The following is a 16506-nucleotide window of genomic DNA, read 5'->3' on the forward strand; positions in this document are numbered from 1 at the left end:
GGCTTCCGGGTTTTTTTTTGGGGTTCGGGCTATTTGGGCGGGGCCGTCCCACCCCCCCCCCCCCCCGGTGGGGGGCGGGGGGGGGGGGGGGGGGGGGCGCCCGCCCCCCCCCCCCCCCCCCCCCCCCCCCGCTCCTACAGAAAGCGCATCAGGCGACTTGTTCGGCTACCAGTTCGCTGGACGCCCGGTTATAAACCTCGAGATCCAGAATGCCGCGCTCGCGTGCGACCAGCACCGGCACCACCATCTGCCCGGTCACGTTGGTCATGGTGCGCATCATGTCGAGGATGCGATCGATCGCGACGAGGTAGCCGATGCCTTCCAGCGGCAGGCCCGCGGAACTCAGCACCAGGGTCACCATCACGGTGGCGGTACCCGGCACGCCTGCGGTACCGAACGAGCCCAGCACTGACGCCAGCAGGATGATGATGTACTGCGCCGGCTGCAGGTCCAGGTGGAAATACTGCGCGATGAACACCGCCGAGATCGCCGGGTAGATCGCACCGCAGCCATCCATCTTGATGCTTGCGCCCAGCGGCACGGCGAACGCCGCGTACTCCTCCTTCACGCCCATATTGCGCACCACGCTGCGCAGCGCGATCGGCATGGCGGCGAAGCTGGACGACGACGTGAAAGCCACCTGCATCGCAGGGAACGCGGCGCGGAAGAACTTCAGCGGATTCAGCCCGTGGGCAAGCAGCAGGCCGCCGTACACGACCACGATCTGCAAGGCGCACGCGAGATACAAGGCGCCGACAAACGTAGCCAGCGGCAGCAGCTTTTCGAAACCGTAGGCGCCGACCAGTGCGGCGATCAGGCCGAAGGTGCCGAACGGCGTTACTTCCAGCACGAAGCGGGTTACCTGGATCATCGCATCGTTAGCCTCGCCCGCCAGCGCGCGTAGCCGCGCGGATCTCTCGCCGATCTTCACGAAGGCGAGGCCCAGCAGCCCGGCAAAGAAGATGACCTGGAGGATCTTGCCCTCGGTGAGCGCACGAAACGGGTTGGCCGGCACGATATCCAGCAGCACCTTGATCGGTTCGGGCAATACCTTTGGGTGCCAGCCCGTAGGCGCGGTGAGACCTTCGACACCAAGGCCCGGCTGCGTCGCCAGGGCCACGCCCAGGCCGACCACCACGGCTAGCGTGGCGGTCGCCGCGAACCAGATAAAGGTACGGGAACCCAACGCCGCGACATCCTTGACCCCATGCAAACTGGAGACGCTGTGGAGTACAGCAAAGAACACCAGCGGCACGGCGATCATCTTGATCAGCGTGACGTATAGCTCGCCCAGCGGGCCAAACCAGGTGGCCGCCGAGGGGCCAAGCAACCAGCCCGCCAGCGCGCCCAGCACGAATCCGGCAGCGACGCGCTTCCAGAAACGGATGCGGAACCAGGAGGAAACAAGGGACATGAGCGGGGCCATCGTGGAACAGATGCCCGACCATACACCCGCGATTGGCCGTCTGGACGGCCAGATGCGAACACAGCGTTTCCCTGGGTGAACGCCAGGGGTTGCGGATAGCCAGCAGACCCTGTAGGAGCGCGCTTGCGTGCGATGGGGACTCGCCGCAAGGTTGCTTTCGCGCGCAAGCGCGCTCCTACAGGGGCTGTAGCGCCTTCAAGGCCCGGGTGCGCTCGGCGGGCGGCAGCTTCGCGAGCTTGTCCACCGCGGCGAAGAACGCCGGCCACCGGCGGTCGCTGCGCTCAAACAGCGCAGCGAACGCACCGGTCCACTGGTCGTACAACCCGAACGGCAGCAGCTTCGCGTTGTTCATCGGCTGCGCCATCCAGCGGTCGTAGCGGTGATCGCCACCCGCCTCGTTCGCGCGCCAGGCAAGGTATTGCCCACGGAAGACTTCAAACGCCTCGACCTTCGCGATACGCTTGGCGTCATCCGTCATCGGCATCGCGTACATCGCCTTCAATCCGTCGCGTAACGCAAGCACCTGCTGGGTGAACGAGCGCGACAGCATGTCGCCCTTCGGATCGGGTGCCACGAGGCCCTTCGCCGCATGCCATTCGCGCACGCCTTCCTGCTCGACGAAGCTGGCGTAGGATTCATTGAACGACGAATCGTTCTTTACATAGATCTTCTGGTGCGCAAGCTCATGGAAGATCGTGCCTACCAGGTCGTCATCATCCCAGCCGAGCATGCTGCTCAGCAGCGGATCGGCGAACCAACCCAGCGTCGAATACGCCGGTACATCGCCAATGCTTACGTCGTAACCCAACGCCTGCTGGCGTGCGGCTTCGCGATCGGCCAGCTCGCGACGGAAGTAACCGCGGTACGACACGCAGCCGGCGAACGGAAAGCAATGCACCACCGGATCGACCGAGAGCTCCGGCGTGGCGAACACGTTGTACGCCACCCACGGGCGATCCAGCTGCACGTAATACGTGTAGCTGCGATTCAACGGAAGATCGAGCTGCTCGCTCGCGAACTGCCGGGCATCGCGCGCCGTCACCAGGCGCTTGCGCACCTTGTCCGGTGTTTTCGGATCGGCGATGACCTTATCGATGGGCTTGCGCGCGGCAAGCAGCGCCATCTGCCCGTGGCTGACGTGGGCGTAGTAGCCGAGGCTGCGACAACCGGTGAGCAACACGAGCATGGTGATGAGGGCAAGGCGCATACGGGCATTGTGCCCGAATGCGCACCCTTTGACCGAATGCGCGCCCTTTGCCCGAATGCCCGCCCTTTGTAGGAGCGGGGGGGGGGGGGGGGGGGGGTGGGGGGGGGGGGCCCCCACCCCCCCCCCCCCCGCCCCCCCCCCCCCCACCCCCCCCCCCCCCCCCCCCCCCCCCCCCCCCCCCCGCTCCTACACGAGCCTTAATTGCCTGTCGTCATGGACTTGAGCACTCCGTCGCGGCGGATCAGGCCGTGCATCAGGGCCGCACCCATATGAGCGAGGAACGTGAGGAAGAACAACCACGCGAGATAACGGTGGGCCTCGCGCAACCATGCGAACAGCGCAGGGTCTTGCGGCAGGATCGGCGGCAGCACGAAGCCGCCCCACATCACCACCGGATACTTGCCTGCGGAAAGCATGCCCCAGCCGATCAACGGCATGAGGATCATCAGGGCGTACAGCACCCAGTGCGAACCCTTCGCCGCGAGCTTCTGCCATTCAGGCAGATCGACCGGCAACGGCGGGGGACGGTGCGCCAGGCGGAAGCCAAGCCGGATCAACGCGAGCACGAAGATGATCATGCCCAGCGGCCGGTGGATAGCGACCAGCGTGGCGTGCTTCTCCGCCAGCGTGCTCACCATGCCCGCACCGATGAACAACATCGACAGGATCATGATGGCCATGAGCCAGTGCAGTACGCGGGCCACGGGGTGGAACGTGTCGTAGCGGCTCATGGCGTTTCCCCCTTCGGCCGTTCGGTGCCCGGCAGATGACCTTCCTCACTCGTACGGCGCAGGTACGATTCGGCATACGCCGCCGAGCGCGCAACGATGATGGGATCCCCCGAGATCTCCATGCCATGCGGCAGGATCGCGGGATCGTAGTTCACGTCGCGGCACGGGCCTTCGGCCTGCGGCTGCCAGCTATCGATCACAATGGTGCCGGCATCGACGACCTTGCGGTCGTCCGGCCATGCCTTGGAGGCGTCATCGACCGGATCGCCATCGTTGGCGAAAACGAACTGCAGGTGCCAACGCGCCGGGCCTGCCGCAAGGCGCTTCTGCAGATCGGCTGCCAGGTAATCGGTATCGCCGGCGGCCGGGCTGCCATCGCCCGTGGAAGGCGTCTCCGGCACGACCTGCCAGCGCACCGCGTGGCGCTGGCCGGCGGGGTCACGCAGGTAGAACGCGTTGAGGCTTTTGTAGGTCTCGTCCACGTAGCTTGCTGGCGGCTTGGCATGCGAGATCCACATGAGGAACGGGCCGGTTTCCGGATGCGTCCCAAAAAAGGCCTTCGCCTTGTCCGGATTCGGCTTGCCCGTGGCCGGGTCGGGTGCGGTAGCCACGTTCAGGTCGTAAAACGCCTGCGGCGTCCCTACCGGGAACACCGGCATGGCGTTCATGCCCGTACGCCACTGCTCGCCATCGGCCATGTCAAAGCGCAGGGCGAAGCTGCGGATGGGTGCAGAGCTGTCCGGCGCCTGCGGGTTACCGCCCGGGATAGCCAGGCGGCCGACCACCGGCGTATTGCCGGGACCGAACAGCTTGGCCGACGAGAACGGGGCCAACTGGCCGCTCGATTCGAAATGGCCGCCCACGCAGATGCCCTTGGCATGGTTGCGCCGGTAACCGGGGTGGTCGCCGCCGTTGGCCTGGAGCACGTTGATGATTTTCTTTGGGCTGAGCCGGTCGGGGGCCAGCCAGCCGCCGGCATAGCCGAAGACTGCCGCGGTGCCGATAACGGCCAGGCCGATCACGCCCCAGCGCCAGGCAAGGCCTGACGGCGGGCGCGGGTTCCTGGGGTCCTGCATGGTGGTTCTCCTTGGCCCCAGGGAAAGGGGCTGCAAAAGGTGGGACGTACGTCAGCGACTTTTATTCCCGGTGAACGGAATATTCCGTCACCACGGTCGTCTAACCCATGTCCCGCTCCGGCACGAGGCCCGGCATGTCCGATCCGCATATCGACGACGCCCTGCGCACCATGCTGCCGCGATTGCGGCGCTTTGCGCTGTGGCTCGCCCGCGATGCGCACGCGGCGGATGACCTGGTCCAGTCGACGATGGAACGGGCGCTCGCGAAATGGAACTCGCGGCGTGATGACGAGAGTCTGCGGGCATGGCTGTTCGCGATCTTGTACCGGTTGTTTCTTGACGGGAAACGCCGGGCCAGCCGCTACGCGCTGTTACTGGGCGCGCTGGGGCGCGAAGAGGAGCCGACGTGGCCGTCGGCGGAGCGGGTGGCCGAGGCCCACTCCACCCTGGCCGCGTTCGCAGCGTTGCCTGATGAGCAACGCAGCCTGCTGCTGTGGGTCACCGTCGAGGGGCTGAGCTACCAGGAGGTGGCCGGCATCCTGGGCGTCCCCATCGGGACCGTGATGTCCCGGCTTTCCCGTGCCCGGCGCGCACTGCGCGCGCTGGGTGATGGCACTACCGAGACCCCTGCCCTGCGGCTACTGAAATGACCACCTCACCGCCAAGCGAACACGATATCCACGCCTACGTGGATGGCCACCTGGATGAGCCGCGGCGCAGCCACGTGGAGCGCTACCTGGCCCGGGATGCCGAACGTGCCGAGGAAGTGCAGGCCTGGCGCCAGGGCGCCCAGCAACTGCGCGCCCTGCTGGCGGGAGACCTGGCTTCGACGGCTGCCCCTGCCATGGACCCGGCCGTGATCCGCGGGCGCCTGGGTGAGAGGCGCGTGCGTCGCGTGGCTATCGCCGCCGGCTTCGTGCTGTGCCTGAGCCTGGGTGCCATGGGCGGCTGGATGGCGCGCGGCATGGGCAAGGGTGCCATGGAGCCGATGGCCGATGCCATGCAGGCCTACCGTCTGCTGGCAGTGGATCATGGACTGGGGCTGGATATCAGCACGCCGAACGAAAACGATTTGCGCGCGTGGCTGAGCGGCCGCGTCGGTGCCGATGTGCGCCTGCCCGACCTGGCGGATGCCGGCTTTCGCCCTATGGGTGGCCGGCTGTTCGCCACGGACCAGGGCCCGGCGGCCATGGTGCTGTACGACGATGGCAACGGCCACACCGTGAGCTTCTACGTACGACCGCCGGGCGCGGCGAGGCATCTGCTGCCGCGTGGCGAGCGCGAGGATGGCGGCCTGCTGGCCAACTACTGGTCCTCGGGCGACCACAACTTCGCCGTGGTGGCCCTGGCCGACGCCGCCGGCCGCGCCGCCGCCCAGAAGATCATCAGCAAAGCCATCTAACCAACACGCTCCAGGCCTACCGGGCCCTGTAGGAACGCGCTTGCGCGCGATCGCGCGCAAGCGCGCTCCTACATAGCCGGTAAGGTCCAGCGGCAGGCGTACCTGCCCGGGTCTGCTCAGCGCTCGAACAGTTCGCCGTTGTGGAGTTCGAGCGTGCGGTCCATCCGCTTCGCGAGCCGCGGATCATGCGTGACCAGCACGAAGCTGGTGCCAATCTCGCGATTCAGCTCAAGCATCAGGTCGTATACGGCCGCTGCATTCGCTTCATCGAGGTTGCCCGTGGGCTCATCGCCCAGTACGCAGGCCGGGCGCGTTACCAGCGCGCGGGCGACGGCACAACGCTGGCGCTCACCACCCGACATCTCGGCTGGCCGGTGGCGCAAACGCGCACCCAGGCCCACCCGCTCGAGCAACGCCGTGGCTTCCCTCTGCGCCTGCGCGATGGCGACACCGCGAATGAGCAGCGGCATGCACACGTTCTCGAGCGCGGTGAACTCGGGCAGCAGGTGATGGAACTGGTAAATGAAACCGAGCGACCGGTTGCGCTCACGGCCGCGCTCGGCATCCGAAAGCTCAGACAATACGCGCCCGTTAACCTCGACCTTGCCGGCGCTAAGCGTATCCAGGCCACCAATGATGTGCAGCAGCGTGGATTTGCCGGAACCGGAGGCGCCCACGATGGACAGCGTCTGCGCGCGGCGCAGCTCGAAGTTCACGTTGGAGAGCACGCCGGTGCGCAGGTCGCCTTCTTCGTAGACCTTGGCGACGCCGGTGGCGCGCAGGACGATATCGTTCGGATTATTCATAACGGAGCGCCTGGGCAGGCTGCACGCGCGATGCGCGCCATGCCGGGTACAGGGTGGCCAGCAGCGAGAAGCCGAAGGTGACGAGCACGACCCAGCCCACGTCGGACCACAGCAGCTGGCTCGGTACTTCGCTGATGTAATACACGTCGGGCGCCAGGAAGGTGTGCCCGGTGACGTGCTCGATGAACTTCACGATGGCCGGCAGGTTGTACGACAGCAGCGAACCCAGCGTGACACCCACGCCGATGCCGACGATGCCGACGAGCAGGCCCTGCACCATGAACATGGCCATGATGCTGCGCGGCGTGGAACCCAGCGTGCGCAGGATGGCGATATCCGCCTGCTTGTCGGTCACCAGCATCATCAGCATGGAGATGAGGTTGATGACCGCCACCAGGATGATCAGCGACAGGATCACGAACATCACCGTCTTCTCCATGTCGATCGCATGGAAGAAGTTGGCGTGCGTGTCCATCCAGGTCTGCACCTTGTACGACTGGCCCAGCTTGTTCACCAGGTCCTGGGCGACCGGGAAGGCCTGGCGCATGTCGTCGAGCTTCAGGCGGATGCCGGTCGGGCCTTCCTGGCCATTCAGCCGCTCGGCATCGGGCATGCTGATCAGGGCCAGGTTGGAGTCGTACTCCTGCATGCCCAGCTCGAAGATGCCGCTGACGGTGAAGTTACGCAGCTTCGGCACCGCGCCCATGGGGGTGGCCGTGAACTGGGGCACCACCACGGTCACCTTGTCGCCGGTATTAACGCCCAGCTCCAGGGCCAGCTCACGGCCCAGGATGATGTTCCAGCTGTGATCGGTCAGGTCGGTCATCTTGCCCTCGACCATGTGCTGGTCGAGATCGGAGACCTTCGGCTCCATGGACGGCACGACGCCGCGGATAATGGCACCGCTGGAACGGCGTGCCTGCAGGAACGCCTGGATCTCGACGTAGGGCGCAGCGCCCTCGACGTGCGGCGTGGTCTTCGCCACGTCCACCGCGTGCTGCCAGTCGCGCACCGTCTCGTCGATACCGGACACGGTGACGTGCGCCACCGCGCCAAGGATGCGCGAACGCAGCTCGCTATCGAAGCCGTTCATCACCGACATGACCGTGATCAGCGCCGTGACGCTGATGGCGATGCAGACGATGGAGACTGTCGAAATGAACGAGATGAACTGGTTGCGCCGCTTGGCCCGCGTGTAGCGCAGGCCAATGAAGAGCTCGAGGGGTCTGAACATACCTGTCGAAAAGCACCTTGAAAGAGGGGGCCGCCACGAAAAGCGCGCACCGCGCGGCAGATTGCCCGATGCAGAGCCGGGCGGCAAGCTCCCGGCCGGCCCGATGGCACCTGTAGGAGTGCGCTTGCGCGCGATGGGTCCCGCTGCAAGCACCCATCGCGCGCAAGCGCGCTCCTACAGGGACCCGAGGCGGATGCGGAGGACCCGGAGATCGTCCGCGGCCATGTTGTCAGGTCCCAGCACCAGGGCAGCCGTGCCCTGGTGCCAGAAAAGCCGTAGAACGACCCATTCACCGACCACGCGAATGTCCCGGGGTTCCGCAGCAAAGGGCTTCCCGGCCGGGTCCACGACCACCCAGGCCCCCTGGGGGTGCCATTGGACGGCGGCCAACGGCACCTGGCGGTACCGACGCACCTCCCACACGCCAAAGGCCAGCGCCGCTGCGGACAGGCAAGCCCGTGCCACCAGCGGCAGGCTGGTGGGCCACGGCGCCAGGGCGCCGGAGAAAACCACGAGGGAGAGTAGCCAGGTCAGCCGCGGCGACGGCCGTGGCTCAAAGGTTATGCCTTGTGCGGATCTCATCGATGATGGCCTGCCAGTCGTCGCGCGGGGCGCGGGCATGGCCCATCACCCAATCCCAAAGATCAGGATCCTGCACGTCCAGCAGTTCATCGAATGCCAGCCTGGCACCCTCATCCGCGTCGGCGAAACGCGCATCGAGCCACCAGCCGAACAGCTGGTCGAGCTCGCGGGTACCGCGGCGGGTACGCCAACGCAGGCGTTTGAGGCGGGCTTCTTCCAAAACAAGGTACCTGGCGCGGGATAAAAACGACTGTAGGAGCGTGCTTGCACGCGATGGTGCCTTGCGGCGGACCCATCGCGCGCAAGCGCGCTCCTACAACGGTCGTGGCACCACCGGGTTTTACGCCGAACGGCGCTGCACGATCAGCTTCTTGATCTCCGCGATCGCCTTGGCGGGGTTCAGGCCCTTCGGGCAGGTGCGCGCGCAGTTCATGATGGTGTGGCAGCGGTACAGCTTGAACGGATCTTCCAGGTCGTCCAGGCGGTTGCCGGTGTCTTCATCGCGGCTATCCACGATCCAGCGGTAGGCCTGGAGCAGGATGGCCGGGCCGAGGTAGCGATCGCCGTTCCACCAGTAGCTCGGGCACGACGTGGAGCAGCAGGCGCACAGGATGCACTCGTAGAGGCCGTCGAGCTTCTTGCGGTCTTCCGGCGACTGCAGGCGTTCCTTGTCGGCCGGAGCCGGGCTCTGCGTACGCATCCACGGCTTGATCGACGCGAACTGGGCGTAGAAGTGCGTGAGATCGGGCACCAGATCCTTCACCACCGGCATGTGCGGCAGCGGGTAGATGCTGATGGTGCCGCTGCCGCATTCCTCGATGGAACGCGTGCAGGCCAGCGTATTGGTGCCACCGATGTTCATCGCGCACGAACCGCAGATGCCTTCGCGGCACGAACGGCGCAGCGAGAGCGTCGAATCGATCTCGTTCTTGATCTTCAGCAGGGCGTCCAGGACCATCGGGCCGCACGTATCGAGATCAACCTCGTACGTATCGGTGCGCGGGTTCTGGCCGTCATCGGGCGTCCAGCGGTAGATCTTGAAGGTGCGCGTATTCTTCGCGCCCTTCGCCGGGAAATGCTTGCCGGCCGTAATAGTGGAATTCTTGGGTAGCGTGAACTCTGCCACGATTGCCTCTCCGGTCCGGTATCAGTAAACGCGCTTTTTCGGCGGCACGACTTCGACTTCATCCGTCAGGGTGTACATGTGCACCGGGCGGAAATCGAACTTCGAACGGCCTTCCTCGTCGATCCACACCAGCGTGTGCTTCTGCCAGTCGTGGTCGTCGCGGTCCGGGAAATCTTCGCGGGCGTGGGCGCCGCGGCTCTCGGGGCGCTGGTTGGCCGAATGCATGGTGGCAACGGCCTGGGCCAGCAGGTTCGAAAGCTCCAGGGTCTCGATCAGGTCGGAGTTCCAGACCAGCGAGCGGTCCGTGACCTTCACGTCCTGGAACTTCGAGAACACCTCGGAAATCTTGCTCGAGCCTTCCTGCAGGGTTTCACCGGTGCGGAACACGGCGGCGTCGTTCTGCATGGTCTTCTGCATTTCGGCGCGGATGGCGGCCGTCGGCGTGTTGCCGTTGGCGTAGCGCAGCGCGTCGAAGCGGCCCAGGGCCTTGTCCAGCGCATTGGCTGGCAGATCGGGATGGGCCGTGCCCGGCTTGATGACCTCGGCGCAACGGTTGGCCACCGCGCGGCCGAACACCACCAGGTCGAGCAGCGAGTTGGAGCCCAGGCGGTTCGCGCCGTGCACCGAGACGCAGGCCGCTTCGCCGATGGCGAACAGGCCCGGCACCACGGCATCCGGATCGTCACCGAGCTTGGTGACCACTTCGCCGTGGTAGTTGGTCGGGATGCCGCCCATATTGTAGTGGACGGTCGGCAGCACCGGAATCGGCTCCTTGGTCACGTCGACACCGGCGAAGATGCGCGCGGATTCGGCGATGCCCGGGAGACGTTCGTTGATGACCTCGGGGCCGAGATGCATCAGGTTCAGGTGGATGTGGTCCTTGTTCGGACCCACGCCGCGACCCTCACGGATTTCGATGGTCATGGCACGGCTGACGACGTCACGCGAGGCAAGATCCTTCGCGTTCGGTGCGTAGCGCTCCATGAAGCGCTCGCCCTCGGAGTTGGTGAGGTAACCACCTTCGCCGCGGACGCCCTCGGTAATGAGGCAGCCGGCGCCGTAGATGCCGGTCGGGTGGAACTGCACGAACTCCATGTCCTGCAGCGGCAGGCCCGCGCGCAGCACCATGCCGCCGCCATCACCCGTGCAGGTGTGGGCCGAGGTAGCGCTGAAGTACGCACGGCCGTAGCCGCCGGTGGCCATGACCACGGCGTGGCCACGGAACAGGTGCAGCGTGCCTTCGTTCATGTCGAGCGCGAGTACGCCGCGGCAGACGCCATCCTTGTCGAAGATGAGATCGATGGCGAAGTATTCGATGAAGAACGTGGCGTCGTGGGCCAGCGCCTGCTGGTACAGCGTGTGCAGGATGGCGTGGCCCGTACGGTCGGCCGCGGCGCAGGTCCGCTGCGCGGTGCCCTTGCCGTAGTGCGTGGTCATGCCGCCGAACGGGCGCTGGTAGATCTTGCCTTCTTCGGTGCGCGAGAACGGCACGCCGTAGTGCTCGAGCTCGATGATGGCCGGGATCGCTTCACGGCACATGTACTCGATGGCGTCCTGGTCACCGAGCCAGTCGGAGCCCTTGATCGTGTCGTAGAAGTGGAAGCGCCAGTCGTCTTCGCCCATGTTGCCCAGCGCGGCGGAGATACCGCCCTGCGCGGCGACCGTGTGCGAACGGGTCGGGAAGACCTTGGTGATGCACGCGGCCTTAAGGCCCTTCTCAGCCAGGCCGAAGGTGGCGCGCAGGCCCGCGCCACCGGCGCCGACCACGATCACGTCGTACTTATGTTGTTGAACCTTGTAGGCTTCCATGGATCAGCTTCCGAGCGCGACGCGCAGCACCGCAAGCACGCCTGCGAGCGAGGCGAGTACGGCGATGAACTTGATGAGGACCAGCGAAGCCACTTCGAGCCAGCGGGTATGGACGTAGTCTTCGATGACCACCTGCAGGCCGAGCACGGCGTGGCGGAACATCGTAACGATGAAGGCGATGGCCAGCACCGCGTTCCAGGGCCTGGCCAGCGTGGCGCGGGCCGTGGCGTAGTCGGCGTGCAGCAGGCCGAGCAGCGTGCACAGGAACCAGAGGGTCAGAAACACCAGGGCGAGCGCGGTGACGCGCTGGAGCATCCAGTGGCTGACGCCTTCCTTCGCCGAGCCGAGGCCGCGTGCGCGGGCCAGCGGGTTGCGCAGATCCTTGCTCATGCGTGGCCTCCGGAGAGCACGTAAGCCCACACGGCGATGGTGAGCACGATGGCCACCACGATCGAGGTCCAGCTGGAGCGGACGAACGAGGCGATGGCGTAGCCCTTGCCGGTGTCCTGCACCAGGTGACGGATGCCGTTGGCCAGGTGGTAGAAGAACGCCAGGGTCCAGCCGATCAGCACGAGCATGCCAAGGGCACTGCCGGCGCAAGCGGTGAACGACGCGTAGGCTTCTGGGCCGGCGGCGAGGGACGCGAGGCCCCAGACAATAAGGAGGCTACCGACGGCAAGGATGATGCCGGAGGCGCGGTGCAGGATGGAGGTCACCATCTGCACTTGCCATTTGTAGACCTGGAGGTGGGGTGAGAGCGGTCGTCCCGTTTGTGCCATGGCGGCTATCCTGGATTGGAATCGCTAATGCCCAACGTGCCCTCGTGCGCCTTCTGGTCAGAAGTCGATACAGCGTCCGTTCTTTTCCCAATCGCCGTAACGGGTGGGATCCAAAGGCGCTTTCTCGACCCCGGGCTCACCGTTCGTGGGGACGACCGGTGGTGCGAGCGGTTTCGCGGGAGCGGAATCGTTCGACTTTTCGGGCGCTGAGGGATGGTCGGACATGGTTATAAAACTCTAAAAGCGTAATACCTGTGCCTTCACAGCACAACCTTGACGATACCGGCGAACCTTGGTTTGGCCTTGGCCCGACCGTATATCTTACTCCTCCCCCAGCCTCCCTGCGCCCCCATGCCGAGCCGTACCACTCGCCCCATCACCCTTGCCGGCCCCGATGCCGCCGGCTTCGCCAACGCCCAGCTCAGCAGCGACCTGCTGGCCCTCGCCACCGGCCGATGGCAGTGGAGCGGCTGGCTCGATCCCAAGGGCCGGGTCCGCGCCTTGCTCCAGGTGGCCCGTGTCGCCGGTGACCGCTTCATCATCGTGCCGCGCGGCGGCGATGGCGAAGTGCTTGCCAATGACCTGAAGCGTTTTGTGTTTCGTTCAAAGGTAACGATCACGCTCGGCGATGCATGCTTCGTTTCCGATGGCGGTGCGCGTGATGACATGCACGCGCATGAAGACGAACACGGTGCACTCGTTCTTGGCGAAGGCGATGCATCGATATATATCGGCGCACGCGATGACAACGACGCATGGCTTGCACGTCATGTCGAAAAAGGTTTCGCGTGGTTGCCCGATGATGCACTCGGCGAACTGCTTCCACCTGCACTATCGATGGAGCGCATGCTTGCAGTGTCGTTCAACAAGGGATGCTTCCCTGGCCAGGAAATCGCGGCACGCCTGCATTTTCTAGGTGGACACAAACGCCACCTGCGCACGGTGCGGCCGGATGTCGCACTTCATGCGGGACAATCGCTACGCATCAACGGCCGCGATGCGGGAATCGTGTTGATGCACAGCGAATCCGACGAGTTGCGTATGTCGCTTGTCGTATTGGATGACAGCGTTGTTCAGGCAGAGACTCTTGAAATCGAAGGTGCGCGCCTGCACATCTTGTCGACATTTGCTGCGTGATCTTTCGCACACTTTCGTAAAAACTGATCTCGTACAAGCGTGAGCCTTAGCTGAATCGTGCCGCATCTGCACTTGCGCAAAACGTGACACGCCACTAGTCTCCGCCGATCCCATTACGTGGCCATGGTGTATCGCCCTGGTTACACCCGCGACGATCCGTCGACGATGACGGTTCTGGCGCGACCCGGCGAAAGCCGGAGGATTTGAACCGCGCGCCGCCTTAGAGCGCGCTGTAGCTGACGGAGCCGCCGCCATTGCGATGCCGCTCCCTTTCAGCAACACCCCTACCGGGAGGCTCCGGACAGCCGCCCAGTAAAGTCACAGTGTGTGACGCCCGAACCATTCGCCAACTTACGTATCCAAAGCGGATGTCATTCGGTTAGTCCAGGTAGTAACGGCCTGCCCGCCCGTCTACCGCCCGTACGTCCCCCATGGCTCTTCCAAGACGCCGCAAGTGACGGAAAAGCTCGTTGGAGGCAGATACACATGAAACTTTCCGCTTTGCTCTGGATGGCGTCCGTCCTTCCAAGCCACCTTGCCGACCAGACGTGCCTGGCGACGACGGTGTACCTCGAAGCACGTAGTGAACCGACCATCGGCCAGTATGCCGTGGCGGAAGTTGCACTCCGTCGCCGCGACCGCGGCATGGGTGGCAACAATGTGTGCGAAGTCGTCTCGGCTCCGCGCCAGTTCGCTATCACCACCACACCGAAAGATTTTGAGGTCACCGACCTCGTTTCCTGGACGAAGGCCTGGAAAATCGCCGGCGATTCCATCAACAACTGGAACCTGCCAAAGGGCGAACGCCTCGTCTATGTACCGCAGGCCGATCACTTTGCCACCGTGGCCGTTGCACCAAGCTGGTCCGCCAGCCGCATCGTCCGCAAGATCGGCGACCACGCGTTCTACGCCGTGAACTAATCACGCCATTACCAACGCGCGGGGAAAAGGAATCAGAGCGGGCAGCTTGCGATTCCCGGGAAAAAGGGGCCCTCGGACGAGGGTCTTTTTTTTGGCCAATAGAAAACCCGCCTCGCGGCGGGTTTCTTTTTTTGGACGGCTATACGGCTAAACGATCAAAGGCGATAAACGTGATCGCCACGAATCTGCACCTGGTCGCCACGACGTAGCTGCGGATCCTCACGCTGCGTCACGGTGGCCCAGCGGCCGTCATCCAGGCGGATACGCACCTGGAAGGCCACATCCTGGCCGTTCTGGCGGCCGACCGAATTACCGACCACACCACCAACGACGGCGCCGCCCACCGTGGCCGCCGAACGGCCATCACCCTTGCCGATGGTGCTGCCGAGCAGGCCACCGGCAACCGCACCGATCACCGCACCCAGCGGCGACGACTGACGATCGGTGTAGATCTGCTGGATGTCATCCACGACACCGCACTGGTCGCAACGGCGCGAACCCCCTTCGTACACCACGCGATCCTCGCGATACACGCGCCGCGGCTGCTCGTAGCACGCTGTCAATGACAGCGGCACGATGGCAGCGGCGACGAGGCCAACCTTACGGACGAAGCTATGCATACGATGACGCCCTCGCGGAGGATCGATAAGGATTACTGGCGGGCGTCCGAGACGACCGAAACGCCTTCCTGCACTTCAACGCGGTCGCCCGGGTCATGGTCCATGCGGATCGAGCGGGTCACGCCGTTGTATTCGTAGCGCACATCGTAGGCGACGATCTTGTCGCCACTCTTTCCAGCCACGGTCTCGCACTTGCGAACCGTGCTGGTCACCGTATTGGTCTCCTGGCGACGCTCCTGGATCTCGTGGCCGGCGTAACCGCCGCCCACGGCGCCAGCCACGGTGGCCAGCGTGCGGCCCTTGCCACCGCCGATCTGGTTGCCCAGCAGGCCGCCTGCGACCGCACCGATGGCGGTACCGGCGATCTGGTGCTGATCCTTGACCGGGGCGCGACGGGTCACGACCTCGTCATGGCACTCCTTCTGCGGGGCCGAGGCGGCCTCGCGGACGGGATCCACGCTAACCACGCGGGCGTACTTCGGGCCGGCCGGCTCAGGCGCCGGGGCCGCAGCCGGTGCGGCTTCGGGCGTGTGTCCATAGGCCACATCGGCGTTCGCATCGCGGTTGCAGGCAGAAAGGCTCAGCACCAGGGCCGCGCCCAAACCGGCGTTCAGGACGGAAATCTTCAACCTGCTCATAACCCTACTCTCCTGGAAAATAGCGGCGCCCTGCCGGGCCACGGTGGCCCCGGAAATTCGCAAGAACGCCTCGAAACACATTTGACAGTCGTTAAACTGAACGACGCCTTAGACTGGCGCCCACAAGCAAAACGGCAGCAAACCGCATGCACGAACTGGTAGATACCCACGCCCATCTCGACGACCACTCGTTCGACGCCGATCGCGGCGCCATGTTCGAGCGCGCCGCGCAGGCGGGCGTGCGGCGCTGGATCGTACCGGCCATCGATCGCGGAAACTGGGAAGCCATCGAGCATTTGTGTGCGGCGCGTGAAGGCGTTTACCCGGCATACGGGCTGCACCCGCTGTTTCTGGCCCACCACCGCGAGGACCACCTGGCGGAGCTTCCTGGGTGGCTGGCGGCAAAGCGTCCCGTGGCCGTGGGCGAAATTGGGTTGGATTTCTACGTGGAAGGCCTGGACCCCGAGCGCCAGCGTCACTTCTTCGTCCGCCAGTTGCACATCGCTAAAGAACACAACCTGCCCGTGATCGTGCATGCCCGCCGCGCCTTCGAGGAAACCATCCACACCCTGCGCCGCATCGGCGGCCTGCACGGCGTAGTGCACAGCTTTTCGGGCAGCGAAGAACAGGCACGGCAGCTGTTCGAGATGGGCTTCCATATCGGCATCGGCGGCCCCGTCACCTACGACCGCGCGAATCGCATCCACCGCGTGGTGAAGCAAATGCCGCTCGAATGGCTGCTGCTGGAAACGGATTCGCCGGACCAGCCGTGCGCGCACCACCGGGGCGAAAGGAACGAGCCGGCCTATATGGTGGATGTGCTTGAGACCATTGCAGCGTTGCGCGAAACGGATCCGGGGGAGATCGCGAGGGTGACCACCGCGAACGCCACCGGGTTGTTTCGGCTGCCGTAGCCAGGCCATCGCGCGCGAGCGCGCTCCTACGGGACTCCGCCCGGCCCCGGGGGCTTGCGCGCGATCCAGGACCCCGACGCCACCCGACCCTTGCCCCG

At 65.1% G+C, this 16506-nt stretch carries 20 protein-coding genes; 5 read left to right on the plus strand and 15 right to left on the minus strand.

Annotated elements, in window-relative coordinates; translation table 11 throughout:
* Positions 1–148: 148 nt before the first annotated feature.
* From ABIE56_RS10350 to ABIE56_RS10365, 4 genes are all read right to left on the minus strand, one after another.
* Positions 149–1414: a dicarboxylate/amino acid:cation symporter gene (locus ABIE56_RS10350; protein ID WP_429243732.1), complete on the minus strand. Its 1266-nt coding sequence runs from the start codon at positions 1412–1414 to the stop codon at positions 149–151.
* A 187-nt stretch (positions 1415–1601) separates the two neighbouring features.
* Positions 1602–2633: an aminopeptidase gene (locus tag ABIE56_RS10355; RefSeq protein ID WP_429243733.1), complete on the minus strand. Its 1032-nt coding sequence runs from the start codon at positions 2631–2633 to the stop codon at positions 1602–1604.
* 197 nt (positions 2634–2830) lie between these two features.
* Positions 2831–3364, minus strand: a complete 534-nt coding sequence (locus ABIE56_RS10360; RefSeq protein WP_429243734.1) for a cytochrome b — start codon at positions 3362–3364, stop codon at positions 2831–2833.
* A complete protein-coding gene (locus ABIE56_RS10365) occupies positions 3361–4440 on the minus strand; it encodes a catalase family peroxidase (RefSeq protein ID WP_429243735.1) in 1080 nt (359 codons plus the stop codon). Before ABIE56_RS10365 ends, ABIE56_RS10360 begins: the two co-directional genes overlap by 4 nt.
* A gap of 134 nt (positions 4441–4574) precedes the next feature.
* Here ABIE56_RS10365 and ABIE56_RS10370 point away from each other — a divergent pair, with 134 nt between their 5' ends.
* A complete protein-coding gene (locus ABIE56_RS10370) occupies positions 4575–5090 on the plus strand; it encodes an RNA polymerase sigma factor (RefSeq protein ID WP_429243736.1) in 516 nt (171 codons plus the stop codon).
* The gene (locus ABIE56_RS10375; protein WP_429243737.1) at positions 5087–5842 is read left to right on the plus strand and encodes an anti-sigma factor family protein; all 756 of its coding nucleotides are present in this window, start codon (positions 5087–5089) and stop codon (positions 5840–5842) included. The genes ABIE56_RS10370 and ABIE56_RS10375 overlap by 4 nt, the downstream gene beginning before the upstream one ends.
* A 116-nt stretch (positions 5843–5958) precedes the next feature.
* On the opposite strand, the gene lolD is transcribed toward ABIE56_RS10375, so the two are convergent.
* The 9 genes from lolD to ABIE56_RS10420 form a co-directional block, all read right to left on the minus strand.
* Positions 5959–6648, minus strand: coding sequence for a lipoprotein-releasing ABC transporter ATP-binding protein LolD (gene lolD / locus ABIE56_RS10380; protein WP_429243738.1), 690 nt, complete (start codon positions 6646–6648; stop codon positions 5959–5961).
* The gene (locus tag ABIE56_RS10385) at positions 6641–7882 is read right to left on the minus strand and encodes a lipoprotein-releasing ABC transporter permease subunit (RefSeq protein ID WP_429243739.1); all 1242 of its coding nucleotides are present in this window, start codon (positions 7880–7882) and stop codon (positions 6641–6643) included. Before ABIE56_RS10385 ends, lolD begins: the two co-directional genes overlap by 8 nt.
* Before the next feature lie 174 nt (positions 7883–8056).
* A complete protein-coding gene (locus tag ABIE56_RS10390) occupies positions 8057–8464 on the minus strand; it encodes a hypothetical protein (protein WP_429243740.1) in 408 nt (135 codons plus the stop codon).
* Positions 8436–8684, minus strand: a complete 249-nt coding sequence (locus tag ABIE56_RS10395; protein ID WP_429243741.1) for a succinate dehydrogenase assembly factor 2 — start codon at positions 8682–8684, stop codon at positions 8436–8438. Before ABIE56_RS10395 ends, ABIE56_RS10390 begins: the two co-directional genes overlap by 29 nt.
* A 120-nt stretch (positions 8685–8804) precedes the next feature.
* Positions 8805–9590, minus strand: a complete 786-nt coding sequence (locus ABIE56_RS10400; RefSeq protein ID WP_429243742.1) for a succinate dehydrogenase iron-sulfur subunit — start codon at positions 9588–9590, stop codon at positions 8805–8807.
* Between the two features lie 21 nt (positions 9591–9611).
* Positions 9612–11399 (minus strand): succinate dehydrogenase flavoprotein subunit, encoded by a 1788-nt coding sequence (gene sdhA / locus ABIE56_RS10405; RefSeq protein WP_429243743.1) that lies wholly within the window; start codon positions 11397–11399, stop codon positions 9612–9614.
* 3 nt (positions 11400–11402) lie between these two features.
* On the minus strand, positions 11403–11789 hold the full coding sequence (gene sdhD / locus ABIE56_RS10410) for a succinate dehydrogenase, hydrophobic membrane anchor protein (protein ID WP_429243744.1): 387 nt from the start codon (positions 11787–11789) through the stop codon (positions 11403–11405).
* Entirely contained in the window at positions 11786–12178 is a 393-nt protein-coding gene (gene sdhC, locus ABIE56_RS10415; protein ID WP_429243745.1) for a succinate dehydrogenase, cytochrome b556 subunit, read from the minus strand. The genes sdhD and sdhC overlap by 4 nt, the downstream gene beginning before the upstream one ends.
* Positions 12179–12235: 57 nt before the next feature.
* Complete coding sequence (locus ABIE56_RS10420; protein ID WP_429243746.1) at positions 12236–12403, minus strand: DUF1674 domain-containing protein; 168 nt, start codon at positions 12401–12403, stop codon at positions 12236–12238.
* 126 nt (positions 12404–12529) lie between these two features.
* Here ABIE56_RS10420 and ABIE56_RS10425 point away from each other — a divergent pair, with 126 nt between their 5' ends.
* Positions 12530–13315, plus strand: coding sequence for a YgfZ/GcvT domain-containing protein (locus ABIE56_RS10425; protein WP_429243747.1), 786 nt, complete (start codon positions 12530–12532; stop codon positions 13313–13315).
* A 486-nt stretch (positions 13316–13801) separates the two neighbouring features.
* Positions 13802–14236 carry a cell wall hydrolase gene (locus ABIE56_RS10430; protein ID WP_429243748.1) on the plus strand — a complete coding sequence of 145 codons (435 nt, stop codon included), beginning with the start codon at positions 13802–13804 and terminating at the stop codon, positions 14234–14236.
* Positions 14237–14391: 155 nt separating this feature from the next.
* Here the strand turns inward: ABIE56_RS10430 and ABIE56_RS10435 are convergent, their stop codons facing one another.
* The gene (locus tag ABIE56_RS10435) at positions 14392–14856 is read right to left on the minus strand and encodes a glycine zipper 2TM domain-containing protein (protein ID WP_429243749.1); all 465 of its coding nucleotides are present in this window, start codon (positions 14854–14856) and stop codon (positions 14392–14394) included.
* 32 nt (positions 14857–14888) lie between these two features.
* On the minus strand, positions 14889–15494 hold the full coding sequence (locus ABIE56_RS10440) for a glycine zipper 2TM domain-containing protein (protein ID WP_429243750.1): 606 nt from the start codon (positions 15492–15494) through the stop codon (positions 14889–14891).
* 146 nt (positions 15495–15640) lie between these two features.
* Between ABIE56_RS10440 and ABIE56_RS10445 the strand changes: the two genes are divergently transcribed.
* Complete coding sequence (locus ABIE56_RS10445; protein ID WP_429243751.1) at positions 15641–16408, plus strand: TatD family hydrolase; 768 nt, start codon at positions 15641–15643, stop codon at positions 16406–16408.
* Positions 16409–16506: the final 98 nt, after the last annotated feature.

Origin of the sequence: Luteibacter sp. 621 (genome assembly GCF_050435445.1) — a bacterium.
Taxonomy (GTDB): domain Bacteria; phylum Pseudomonadota; class Gammaproteobacteria; order Xanthomonadales; family Rhodanobacteraceae; genus Luteibacter.